9 protein-coding genes and 1 tRNA gene are annotated in these 12,106 nt (G+C 69.6%); 3 read left to right on the top strand and 7 right to left on the bottom strand.

Annotated features, from left to right (window positions below; all coding sequences use genetic code 11):
• Window positions 1–32 precede the first annotated feature (32 nt).
• A complete protein-coding gene (locus OG905_RS30650; protein WP_328679035.1) occupies window positions 33–686 on the bottom strand; it encodes an ANTAR domain-containing response regulator in 654 nt (217 codons plus the stop codon).
• Between the two features lie 94 nt (window positions 687–780).
• On the opposite strand from OG905_RS30650, the gene OG905_RS30645 reads away from it, so the two are divergent.
• Window positions 781–863, top strand: a tRNA-Leu gene (locus OG905_RS30645).
• A gap of 86 nt (window positions 864–949) precedes the next feature.
• A complete protein-coding gene (locus OG905_RS30640; RefSeq protein WP_328679033.1) occupies window positions 950–1,735 on the top strand; it encodes a helix-turn-helix domain-containing protein in 786 nt (261 codons plus the stop codon).
• Window positions 1,736–1,765: 30 nt separating this feature from the next.
• Here the strand turns inward: OG905_RS30640 and pyk are convergent, their stop codons facing one another.
• Both pyk and OG905_RS30630 read right to left on the bottom strand, forming a co-directional pair.
• Window positions 1,766–3,199 (bottom strand): pyruvate kinase, encoded by a 1,434-nt coding sequence (pyk, locus tag OG905_RS30635; protein ID WP_328679031.1) that lies wholly within the window; start codon window positions 3,197–3,199, stop codon window positions 1,766–1,768.
• A gap of 169 nt (window positions 3,200–3,368) precedes the next feature.
• Window positions 3,369–4,082: an SIMPL domain-containing protein gene (locus OG905_RS30630; RefSeq protein ID WP_328679030.1), complete on the bottom strand. Its 714-nt coding sequence runs from the start codon at window positions 4,080–4,082 to the stop codon at window positions 3,369–3,371.
• A 155-nt stretch (window positions 4,083–4,237) separates the two neighbouring features.
• Between OG905_RS30630 and OG905_RS30625 the strand changes: the two genes are divergently transcribed.
• Window positions 4,238–6,031, top strand: coding sequence for a bifunctional metallophosphatase/5'-nucleotidase (locus OG905_RS30625; RefSeq protein WP_328679029.1), 1,794 nt, complete (start codon window positions 4,238–4,240; stop codon window positions 6,029–6,031).
• Here OG905_RS30625 and OG905_RS30620 read toward each other — a convergent pair whose 3' ends face one another.
• From OG905_RS30620 to OG905_RS30605, 4 genes are all read right to left on the bottom strand, one after another.
• A complete protein-coding gene (locus OG905_RS30620; RefSeq protein WP_328679028.1) occupies window positions 6,032–7,441 on the bottom strand; it encodes a lysine N(6)-hydroxylase/L-ornithine N(5)-oxygenase family protein in 1,410 nt (469 codons plus the stop codon).
• Window positions 7,438–8,838, bottom strand: coding sequence for a pyridoxal phosphate-dependent decarboxylase family protein (locus tag OG905_RS30615; protein WP_328679027.1), 1,401 nt, complete (start codon window positions 8,836–8,838; stop codon window positions 7,438–7,440). The genes OG905_RS30620 and OG905_RS30615 overlap by 4 nt, the downstream gene beginning before the upstream one ends.
• Before the next feature lie 345 nt (window positions 8,839–9,183).
• Window positions 9,184–11,673: an aminopeptidase N gene (pepN, locus tag OG905_RS30610; protein WP_328679026.1), complete on the bottom strand. Its 2,490-nt coding sequence runs from the start codon at window positions 11,671–11,673 to the stop codon at window positions 9,184–9,186.
• A 79-nt stretch (window positions 11,674–11,752) separates the two neighbouring features.
• Window positions 11,753–12,079, bottom strand: coding sequence for a chorismate mutase (locus OG905_RS30605; protein WP_328679023.1), 327 nt, complete (start codon window positions 12,077–12,079; stop codon window positions 11,753–11,755).
• Between the last annotated feature and the right edge of the window lie 27 nt (window positions 12,080–12,106).

Here is a 12,106-nt window from a genome sequence, read left to right as displayed (position 1 = left end):
CCCCGGCCAGGGGTGCGGGCCCTTCCGTATGTCTACTGGCCCTGCGCGGCCTTCTTCTCCTCCGCGTCCTCGATGACCGCCTCCGCGACCTGCTGCATCGACAGCCGCCGGTCCATCGACGTCTTCTGGATCCAGCGGAACGCGGCCGGCTCGCTGAGCCCGTACTGCGTCTGCAGAATGCTCTTCGCGCGGTCGACGAGCTTGCGCGTCTCCAGCCGCTGCGAGAGGTCCGCGACTTCCTGCTCCAGCGCCTTGAGTTCGGTGAAGCGGGAGACGGCCATCTCGATGGCCGGGACCACATCGCTCTTGCTGAACGGCTTCACCAGATACGCCATCGCACCGGCGTCCCGGGCCCGCTCGACGAGGTCGCGCTGCGAGAACGCGGTCAGCATCAGGACCGGCGCGATGGACTCCTCGGCGATCTTCTCGGCCGCGGAGATCCCGTCCAGGACGGGCATCTTCACATCAAGGATGACGAGGTCGGGCCGGTGCTCCCGGGCAAGCTCGACGGCCCGCTGACCGTCTCCGGCCTCGCCGACGACCGCGTAGCCCTCTTCCTCCAGCATCTCTTTGAGGTCGAGGCGAATGAGGGCCTCGTCCTCGGCGATCACGACGCGGGTCGTCAGCGGAGGGACATGCGACTTGTCGTCGTCGGCGGCGGGCTGGGGCGAGTCGGGGGCGGTCACGGGGGCTCCTCGTTCCAAGGCAGGGTGCTCCCCATGAGCCTACCCAGCGGCGGCACCGCGCGGTGACCCGGTACACTTCCGGGCAGCTGATCGCGCCGGGTTGGTGGAACGGTATACACGGAGGTCTCAAACACCTCTGCCTGAGAGGGCTTGCGGGTTCGAATCCCGCACCCGGCACTTCGCCCAGAAAGCGGATGTCCACATTCTCGTGAACATCCGCTTTCTGCTATCTGCAGCCACTCAATGTAACGCAGAGTGTTCGCATGACCTTGCACGGAACAGAAGTGCGCCAGAAGGCGCTGACGCTAATGCGGGACGGCACGAAGAACGCCGAGGTAGCTCGTCGCCTGAATGTCCCGCCCGGCACCATCGGCTACTGGCTGCATATGGACCGCGCCAAGCGCGGCGAGTGCCCGGGAGCGCATCAGTCCGCCTGCCCCAGATGTGACGGACCGCTAGATGCCCCGGCATACGCCTACCTCCTTGCTCTATACCTGGGCGACGGGCACATCATCCAGAGCCGAGCCATGCGCTCACCCAGCCTCTCGGTGACCTGCGCCGATTCATGGCCCGGCCTCATAGGCGAGTGCGAACAGGCCATGCTCTCGGTGTTCCCCAGGAACTCCGTATGCAAGGTGCGTCGCAAGGGATGCCGCGAAGTGAAGATGTACTCCAAGCACCTCTGGTGCCTCTTCCCACAGCATGGCCCAGGCAAGAAGCACGAGCGGAAGATCGCGCTCGAAGCATGGCAGCGGGAGATCGTGGATACACACCCCTGGGCGTTCATCCGCGGGCTGATCCACTCCGATGGCTCCCGCATCACCAACTGGACCGAGAAGATCATCGGCGGCCGAAGAAAGCGCTACGAATACGCCCGGTACTTCTTCTCGAACGTCTCCGCAGACATTCTCACCCTCTTCACTGACACTCTCGACAGAGTCGGCGTCGAATGGAAGTCGGCCAACCAGAGCCGAGCCGTCCAGAACATCTCCGTCGCCAAGCGCGCGTCCGTCGCACTCATGGACGCCCACGTCGGGCCGAAGTACTGACATCCCGGCCCAACGGAGCCATCCCCACAGCTACTTGGGGATGTCGTCCTCGCCGATGTGGTGCACCCGCACGAGGTTCGTGGAGCCCGGGACTCCGGGCGGGGAGCCGGCCGTGATCACCACGATGTCGCCCTTCTTGCAGCGGCCGATCTTCAGCAGCTCCTCGTCGACCTGGGCGACCATCGCGTCCGTCGAGTCGACATGCGGGCCGAGGAAGGTCTCCACTCCCCAGGTGAGGTTGAGCTGGGAGCGGGTGGCCGCGTCCGGTGTGAAGGCCAGCAGTGGGATCGGGGAGCGGTAGCGGGACAGGCGCTTGACGGTGTCGCCGGACTGGGTGAAGGCGACCAGGAACTTCGCGCCCAGGAAGTCGCCCATCTCCGCGGCCGCGCGGGCCACCGCGCCGCCCTGGGTGCGGGGCTTGTTGCGCTCGGTCAGCGGCGGCAGGCCCTTGGCGAGCACGTCCTCCTCGGCCGCCTCCACGATGCGGCTCATCGTCTTCACCGTCTCGACGGGGTACTTCCCGACGCTCGTCTCGCCGGAGAGCATCACCGCGTCGGTGCCGTCGATGACGGCGTTGGCGACATCGGATGCCTCGGCGCGTGTGGGGCGGGAGTTGTCGATCATCGAGTCGAGCATCTGGGTCGCCACGATGACCGGCTTGGCGTTGCGCTTGGCGAGCTTGATGGCGCGCTTCTGGACGATCGGCACCTGCTCCAGGGGCATTTCGACGCCGAGGTCGCCGCGGGCGACCATGATGCCGTCGAAGGCGGCCACGATGTCGTCGATGTTCTCGACGGCCTGCGGCTTCTCGACCTTCGCGATGACGGGGAGCCGGCGGCCCTCCTCGTCCATGATGCGGTGGACGTCCTCGATGTCGCGTCCGTTGCGTACGAAGGAGAGCGCGATGATGTCCGCGCCGATGCGCAGCGCCCAGCGGAGGTCTTCGACGTCCTTCTCGGACAGAGCGGGGACGGAGACGGCGACGCCGGGGAGGTTGAGGCCCTTGTGGTCGGAGATCATGCCGCCTTCGACGACGGTGGTGCGGACCCTGGGGCCGTCGACCGCGGTCACTTCCAGGGCGACCTTGCCGTCGTCGACGAGGATGCGCTCACCGATGGTGACATCTCCGGCGAGGCCTGCGTAGGTGGTACCGCACATGTGGCGGTCGCCTTCGGTCTCCTCGACGGTGATGGTGAACTCGTCTCCGCGTTCAAGCAGTACGGGACCTTCGCTGAAGCGTCCCAGGCGGATCTTCGGACCTTGAAGGTCGGCCAGGACGCCGACGCTGCGGCCCGACTCGTCGGACGCTTTGCGAACGCGCTGATAGCGCTCCTCGTGCTCGGCGTAGGTGCCGTGGCTGAGGTTGAAGCGGGCGACGTCCATTCCGGCCTCGACCAGTGCCTTGATCTGGTCGTACGAGTCGGTGGCGGGTCCAAGAGTGCAGACGATCTTTGCTCGGCGCATACATCGAGCCTAGGGCTTACCGGTCGGTAGAGAATTGGTCTCGCATGACCACTCAACAACCTTTACGTGAAGGGTTATTGACAAGTGTTTAATTGTGCGCGGGGGTGCTCCGATGAGCATTTCGGGCCGTCGGAGCACACCCCTCAGCTGACCCGCTGATCACACTCCGTCACAGCTGTGGCGGCGTCATCGTAAAGCGGGCATTGACCTGCGCGTAGACGGTCTGGCGCTGTGGTTCCAGATCCAGAGCGGGTGCGATTTCGGCGGATTCGGTGCCGCCGTACGCGGCCATGCGCATGGCACCGGGGGCTTGCGGCATTTGGTACGGCACGGCGTTCTCCGCGCCCAGGTCGGCGAGCTCGACCAGGGCGGCCAGCCGCGCGCCCAGCGCCTCGGCGTACTCACGGGCCCGCTGGACGGCCTCCTTCACGGCCTGGCGGCGGGCCTCGCCATGGGCCGGCGAGTCCGGGCGCAGGGCCCACCAGGGGCCGTCGACGCGGGTCAGCTCAAGGTCCGCGAGACGGGTGGTGAGTTCGCCGAGGGCGGTGAAGTCGCTGAGTTCCGCGGTGATGTGGACCCGGCCGTAGTACGCGCGGACGCGTTCGCCCCGGCCGTGCCGGGTCAGTTCGGGCGTGATGGAGAAGGCGCCGGTCTCCAGCTTCTCCACCGATTCGCCGTACGACTTGATCAGGTCCAGGACTGTGGAGTTGCGCCGGGTGAGGTCCTCCAGGGCGCTGCGCCGGTCCGTGCCGCGCGCGCTGACCGTGACGCCGATCCTGGCGATCTCCGGGTCGAACTCCAGCCGCGCCTCGCCGCGGACGGCGACCCGCGGCGTCTCCGGGGTGCCGTACGGAGCGGCGGTGGTGGGTGCGTCGGTGGTCACGGGCGGGCTCCCTCGTATCGCGGTCGTCACGGACCACTCTCCCATCCGGGTCCGACAACCGGTGGTCACCAGATGGAAACCCCCAAGGGGTGTTGCGGGAGGTGGCTCCTGCGCCAGAATCTACGCGCGTTGTGCCATCTCAAGAGGGAGACGAAATGCCGCTCGATCGAAGGACGTTCCTGGGTACGTCCGCCGCTACCGGCGCCGCTGTCGCGCTTGCCGGAGCCAGTGCCACCCCCGCCGCGGCGACGGGCCGTACATGTCCGCCGAAGCGGTACTCCTTCACCGTCATGGGCACCACCGATCTGCACGGCAATGTCTTCAACTGGGACTACTTCACGGACAAGGAGTTCGACGACAAGACCCACAACGACGTGGGCCTGGCGAAGATCTCCACGCTGGTGAGCAAGATCCGCGAGGAGAAGGGCCGGCGCAACACGCTCCTCATCGACGCCGGTGACACCATCCAGGGCACCCAGCTCTCGTACTACTACGCCAAGGTCGACCCGATCACGGCCCGGCGCGGTCCCGTGCACCCCATGGCGCAGGCCATGAACGCGATCGGGTACGACGCCGCGGCACTCGGCAACCACGAGTTCAACTACGGCATCCCCGTGCTGCGCAAGTTCGAGGAGCAGTGCGACTTCCCGCTGCTCGGCGCGAACGCGCTGGACGCCAAGACGCTCCGCCCGGCCTTCGCGCCGTACAGCATCCACCGTCTGTGCACCCCGCACGGCCGTGACGTCAAGGTCGCGGTGCTGGGTCTGACCAACCCCGGCATCGCCATCTGGGACAAGGCCAACGTCCAGGGCAAGATGGTCTTCCCGGGCCTTGAGGAGCAGGCCGCGAAGTGGGTGCCGAAGCTGCGGTCCATGGGCGCGGACGTCGTGATCGTCTCGGCGCACTCGGGTTCGAGTGGCACGTCCTCCTACGGCGACCAGCTCCCGTACATCGAGAACGCCGCGGGTCTGGTGGCCGAGCAGGTGCCCGGCATCGACGCGATACTCGTCGGCCACGCGCACACCGAGATCGCCGAGTACTTCGTCGCCAACAAGGAGACCGGCCAGAAGGTCGTGCTCTCCGAGCCGCTCAAGTGGGGCCAGCGGCTGACCCTGTTCGACTTCGACCTTGTGTGGGAGAAGGGCCGCTGGGCGGTCGAGAAGGTCGGCGCGCAGGTCCTCAACTCCAATACGGCCGACGAGGACCCCAAGATCACCCGGCTGCTCGGCGACGAGCACAAGAAGGTCGTGGCCTACGTCAACCAGGTCATCGGCACCTCCACGGCCGGCATGACCACGGCCGACGCGCCGTGGAAGGACGAGCCGATCATCGACCTGATCAACCACGTCCAGGCGGAGACGGTGAAGGGGGCGCTGGCCGGCGGACAGTACGCCGCGCTGCCCGTCCTCTCGCAGGCCTCCTGCTTCTCACGTACGGCCGCCATCCCGGCGGGCCAGGTGACCATCAGGGACGCGGCGGGGCTCTATGTCTTCGAGAACACTCTTGAGGCCCGTCTGCTGACCGGCGCGCAGATCAAGGACTATCTGGAGTTCTCGGCGCGCTACTTCGTGCAGACACCGGCGGGCGCTCCGGTAGACACCGCCAAGCTGACCAACGCGGACAACACCCCGGACTACAACTACGACGCGCTCTCGGGTGTCACGTACGAGATCGACATCGCCAAGCCGGCCGGTTCGCGGATCGCGAAGCTGTCCTTCGACGGCAAGCCGATCGATCCGGCCGCGCAGTTCGTGCTGGCCGTCAACAACTACCGGGCCAGCGGCGGCGGGAACTTCCCGCATGTCGCGCGCTCCCAGCAGCTGTGGGCGAATTCGGAGGAGATCCGCAACACGATCATCAACTGGGTGAAGGCGAAGGGCACGGTCGACCCGGCGCAGTTCGCCACGGTGGGCTGGAAGCTGACCCGTGAGGGTACGCCGGTCTTCTGATCAGGCGTGGTCCACCAGGGGGAGCAGGCTCGCCGGCGCGTACGCCGGGCGGGCCTGTTCGCGTTTCAGGCCGAAGCTGGTGAAGGCGGTGCGGCGCGGCAGCGGGTAGTGCTCCTCGCCGGTGAGGGAGTTGAGGATGGCGGCGCTGCGCCAGGCGGCGAGGCCGAGGTCGGGCGCGCCGACGCCGTGTGTGTGGCGCTCGGCGTTCTGTACGTAGACCGAGCCGGTCACCGGGGGGTCCAGGAGCAGCCGGAACCGGTCGTCGACGCGGGGGCGGCCGGAGGCGTCGCGGCGCATGTGCGGGTCGAGGCCGGCCAGCATCCGGTCGAGCGGCCGCTCGCGGTAGCCGGTGGCCAGCACCACGGCGTGGGTGGTGAGCCGGGAGCGGGTGCCCTGCTGGGCGTGTTCCAGATGCAGCTCGACCTTGGTGGTGCCGACGCGGCCCGCGGTGCGCACGGTGACTCCGGGGGTGAGGACGGCGTCGGGCCAGCCGCCGTGCAGGGTGCGGCGGTAGAGCTCTTCGTGGATGGCGGCGATGGTGTCGGCGTCGATGCCCTTGTGGAGCTGCCACTGGCGCGGGACGAGGGCGTCGCGGGTCTGCTCGGGCAGTGCGTGGAAGTAGCGGGTGTAGTCGGGGGTGAAGTGCTCCAGGCCGAGTTTGGAGTACTCCATCGGCGCGAAGGCTTCCGTACGGGCCAGCCAGTGGATCCTCTCGGCCCCGGCCGGCCGGGCCCGCAGCAGGTCGAGGAAGACCTCCGCGCCGGACTGGCCGGAGCCGATGACGGTGATGTGCTCGGCGGCCAGCAGCCGTTCGCGGTTGCCGAGATAGTCCGCGGAGTGGATCACGGGGACGGCGGGGGCCTCGGCGAGCGGCCGCAGCGGCTCGGGGACGTACGGCTCGGTGCCGACGCCGAGCACGAGGTGCCGTGCGTATGCGCGGCCCAGGGCCTCCGCCTCGCCCTCGGTGTCGAGCTGGGTGAAGTCCACTTCGAAGAGGTCCCGTTCGGGGTTCCAGCGGACGGCGTCGACCTGATGGCCGAAGTGCAGCCCGGGCAGACTGTCGCTGACCCAGCGGCAGTACGCGTCGTACTCGGCGCGCTGGATGTGGAACCGTTCGGCGAAGTAGAAGGGGAAGAGCCGGTCCCGGGAGCGCAGATAGTTCAGGAACGACCAGGGGCTGGCCGGGTCGGCGAGGGTCACCAGGTCGGCGAGGAACGGGACTTGGAGCGTGGTGCCCTCGATCAGCAGGCCGGGGTGCCAGGCGAAGGCGGGCCGCTGCTCGTAGAAGGCCGTGGCGAGGCCGCCGGGGACGCCGTGGGCGAGCGCGGCGAGGGAGAGGTTGAGGGGGCCGATGCCGATGCCCACGAGGTCGTGGGGCTGGTCCTGTTCTGGTGCGGGCGTGCCGGTCATCGGGGGGTGCCTTCCACGAGTTCGATCAGGACTTCTTGGATCAGAGCGGTCAGGTCGCCACGGGTGGCGTGGGGGTTGAGGAGGGTGGCCTTGAGCCAGAGGCGGCCGTCCGCGCGGGCCCGGCCGAGGACGGCGCGGCCCGTGGTGAGAAGGGTGCGGCGGATGGCTGCGGTCTGTTCGTCGGTGGCCGCTGCGGGCCGGAACAGGACGGTGGTGAGGGTGGGGCGTTCGTACAGCTGAAGTTGCGGTTGCTTCTCGATCAGGTCCGCGAGCTGTCCGGCGGCCTCGCAGGTGCGGTCGACGAGCGCGGCCAGGCCGGTGCGGCCGAGCGCCCGGAGGGTGACGGCGACCTTGAGGATGTCGGGGCGGCGGGTCGTACGCAGGGAGCGGCCGAGCAGATCGGGCATGCCCGCTTCGGTGTCGTCGTCGGCGTTGAGATAGTCGGCGCGGACGGCGAGCGGTGCGAGGAGTGTCCGGTCCGGGACGGCGAGCAGGCCGGCGGCGACCGGCTGCCAGCCCAGTTTGTGCAGATCGAGGGTGACGGAGTGGGCGCGGTCGAGGCCGTTCAGCTTGCAGCGGTGCTGCTCGCTGAACAGGAGCGGTCCGCCGTACGCGGCGTCGACGTGGAGCTCCGTGCCGTGGCGGTCGCACAGGTCGGCGATCTCGGACAGTGGGTCGATCTGCCCGGTGTCGGTGGTCCCGGCGCTCGCCGCGACGAGGCGCGGGCCCGGCAGATCGGTGAGGGCCTCGTCGAGTGCGGCCAGATCCAGGATGCCCGCGGGCGAGGGTACGGTCACCGGCTCGGGCAGGCCGAGCAGCCAGGCGGCGCGGTGCAGTGAGTGGTGGGCGGCGGACCCGCAGATCACCTGGACCGCGCCGTGGCGTTCGCGGGCGAGGAGCAGGCCGAGCAGATTGGACTCGGTACCGCCGGTGGTGACCAGGGCGTCCGGGTCCTGAGCGTGCGGGTAGACCTCCTCGGCCAGTGCCCTGCTCACCAGGGCTTCCAGCTCGGACGCGGCCGGGGCCTGGTCCCAGGAGTCCAGGGACGGGTTGAGCGCGGACGCGGCGAGATCGGCGGCGACGGCGAGCGCGAGGGGGGAGGTGTGCAGGTGGGCTGCGCACAGGGGGTCGGCGGGGTCTGCGGCGCCGTGGGCGAGGGTGCGGACGAGGGTGCGCAGCGCCTCGTCGGCGCCGGTGCCGTGGTCGGGGAGCACGGGCTCGACGGCCTCGCGCACCCGGGCGGCGACGCCGTCCGGGCCGCCGCTCGGCAGCGGGCCGCCGCGGGCGGCCGCGCCGTCGCGGAGCGCGTCGAGCACGACGGCGAGCAGGGGCCGCAGGGCGTCGGGGCCTGCGGTACCTCCGGCGAGGGCGGGGCGGCCGGGCGGCGGCGTACTCATGCGGGTCCTTCGGTGAGCGCGGGGGCGGGGTGCGCGCATTGCTCAACGATCCGGACGCGAAAGGGGTATTGGTGGGTGGGGGTGCGGGAGGGTGCGCCTGCGGCGGGCCCACGCGGCGGAGCCACACATCGATACAGCCCCGACCCGCCCCTTCCCGAACTGGGGCTCCGCCCCAGACCCCGCTCCTCAAACGCCGGAGGGGCTGAGATGTGCGGCCCAGCCGCACATCCAGCCCCGTGGGGGTCCCCCCGGACGAAGTCTGGGGGAGTTTGAGGCGTGGTCCCGGGCGCGAAATCCAGCCTCGCCGGCGATTGAGGCGCGGGGGGCCGGGGGCAGCGCCCCCGGCTAGCCTGCTCGCACCGACAGCGCGCGGCGCAGGTCGTCCAGTTGGTCGACCAGTTTGCGGCGCAGGGCCGGGAGCATGTCCGTGTTGCGCAGGCACTCCTCGCCCAGGGTCAGCGCCTCTTCGTCCACCGCGTGGAGCGGAAAGGCGTAGCGGCCCGCGGCCTCCGCGATGGCCGGGCCGCGGCGGGCGGCGAGGGCCACCGAGTCCGGGTAGTAGCGGGCGACGTACTCCCGTACCAGATCGGCCTGTTCGGGCTGCCAGAAGCCCTGCGCCGTGGCGGTGAACAGGTAGTTGGACAGCGAGTCGGTGGTGAACAGCCGCTGCCAGGCCGCCGCCTTCGCCTCGGCCGTGGGCAGCGCGGCGCGGCAACGGGCCGCGCCCTCCTGGCCGGTGGCGCTGGGGTCGCGGTCCAGTTCGGCCGCGATCGCCGCGTCGTCGCTCGCGCCGAGGACGGCGAGCCGGTACAGGATCCGCCAGCGCAGCTCGGGGTCGAGCTCGGGACCGCCGGGGACGCTGCCGTCGCCGATCCACTCCTGGAGCGTCTCCGGCTGCGCGGCCGCGTCGATGTAGTGGCGTACGGCGGTCAGCCGCAGGCCGGGCTCGCTGCCGTCCTCGGTGCGGCGCAGCAGATCGCGGCAGATGCCCCGGATCGCGCCGAGCGCGGCGGGCCGCTCGTCGGCGGGGAGGTAGCGGTCGGCGAGCTGGGTCGCGGCGAAGGCGAGGACGCCCTGGACGACGGCGAGGTCCGTTTCGTGCGGGAGGTGGGCGCGGGCGGCCTCCAGGTAGGCGACGGGGGCGAGTTCGCCGTCGCGGACCATGTCGCGGGCGGCGTTCCAGACGACGGTGCGGGTCAGCGGGTCCGGGATGCCGGAGAGGGAGCGTACGGCGGTGTCCCAGGAGGTGGCGTCGAGTCGGACCTTGGCGTAGCTGGCGTCGCCGTCGTTGAGGACGACGAGGGCCGGGCGGCGGCCGGGGTGGGGGCCGCTGCCGTTCTGCGGGATGTCCAGTTCGAGGCGGTAGCGCAGCACGAGCCGGCCGGTGTGCACGGGGTCGGTGTCGTACGCGCCGACGGCGATGCGGTGCGGGCGGCTGCCGTCGCGGGCGACCTTGAGCGACCAGGTGCCCTCGGACTCGGAGACGGTCGGGGTGAGGGTGTCGACGCCGGTCGTACGCAGCCAGGACTCCGCCCAGCCGGGCACGTCGCGGTCCGTGGCGCCCGCCAGCGAGTCGATGAAGTCGGCGAGGGTGGCATTGCCGAACTTGTGCCGGGCGAAGTGGGTGTTGATGCCGGCCAGGAAGTCCTTCTCGCCCAGCCAGGTCACCAGCTGGCGCAGGGCGGAGGCGCCCTTGGCGTAGGAGATGCCGTCGAAGTTGAGCATCGCGGACGCGGTGTCGGGGACGGCGTCCGGGTCGGGGGCGACGGGGTGGGTGGAGGGCCGCTGGTCGGCGTCGTAGCCCCAGGACTTGCGGCCTATGCCGAAGTCGACCCAGGTGTCGGTGAAGCGGGTGGCCTCGGTGAGGGTCTGGTAGCCCATGTACTCGGCGAAGGACTCGTTCAGCCAGATGTCGTCCCACCACCTGAGGGTGACGAGATCGCCGAACCACATGTGGGCCATCTCGTGGGCGATGACCATGGCGCGGGTCTGCCGCTCGGTGTCGGTGACGGCGGAGCGGTAGATGAACTCGTCACGGAAGGTGACCAGGCCCGGGTTCTCCATCGCGCCGGCGTTGAACTCGGGCACGAAGGCCTGGTCGTAGGAGTCGAAGGGGTAGGGCTCCTCGAACTTCTCGTGGTACCGGTCGTAGCACTGGCGGGTGATCTCGAGGATCTCGTCGGCGTCGGCGTCCAGGTACGGGGCGAGCGAGCGGCGGCAGTGGAGGCCGAAGGGCAGTCCGGCGTGCTCGGTGTGCACGGAGTGCCAGGGGCCGGCGGCCACGGCCGCGAAGTAGGTGGCGAGCGGCTGGGTGGGGGCGCAGGTCCACTTGCCGTCGCCCTGGTGCGTGGCGATGCCGTTGCCGAGGACGGTCCAGCCCTCGGGGGCGGTGACGGAGAGCTCGAAGACGGCCTTGAGGTCGGGCTGGTCGAAGGCGGCGAAGACGCGCTGGACGTCCTCCATGAACAGCTGGGTGTAGACGTAGACCTCACCGTCGGTGGGGTCGGTGAAGCGGTGCATGCCCTCGCCGGTGCGGGAGTAGCGCATCTGGGCATCGACGTGCAGCTCGTGCTCTCCGGCGCTCAGACCGGTGAGCGCGAGCCGGTTCTCGACGAGTGACTCTGGGTCTATGGGCTGTCCGTCGAGGGTGACGGAGCGCAGGACGGCCGGCTTGAGCTCGACGAAAGTGTCCCCGGTGGCACGGGCCGTGAAGTGGATGACGGTCCGGGAGTCGAAGGTCTCTTCCCCGCCGGTGAGATCGAGGTCGACCGTGTAGCGGTGGACGTCGAGGAGCTGGGCTCGGGTCTGCGCTTCGTCGCGCGTCAATACGGGCATGGAGCCATGCTGCCTGATGGGACCTGCCCCGCACACGGGGTATCGGTTTCGCCGTCAGCGCACGGGGCTAGGGGGTGGCTCAGGAGTCGGACGAAGGGGGCGGACCGGCCGCGATCGTCTCGTGGTGCCGGATCACCTCGGCGATGATGAAGTTGAGCAGTTTCTCCGCGAAGGCGGGGTCCAGTTTCGCGCTCTCGGCGAGCTGCCTCAGCCGCTCGATCTGGCGGGACTCACGGTCCGGGTCGGCGGGCGGCAGATGGTGCTGGGCCTTGAGGTGGCCGACCTGCTGAGTGCATTTGAAGCGCTCCGCGAGCATATGGACGACCGCCGCGTCGATGTTGTCGATGCTTTCGCGCAGACGGTTCAGTTCGGCGCGTACGCCCTCGTCGATGTCCCTCGTGGTCATGGTCATCGAGCTTACGTGGGCGGGCAG

This window comes from Streptomyces sp. NBC_00322, assembly GCF_036147535.1.
In the GTDB taxonomy this organism is placed as follows: Bacteria; Actinomycetota; Actinomycetes; order Streptomycetales; family Streptomycetaceae; genus Streptomyces.
This window is presented reverse-complemented; position numbering and strand designations above follow the sequence as displayed.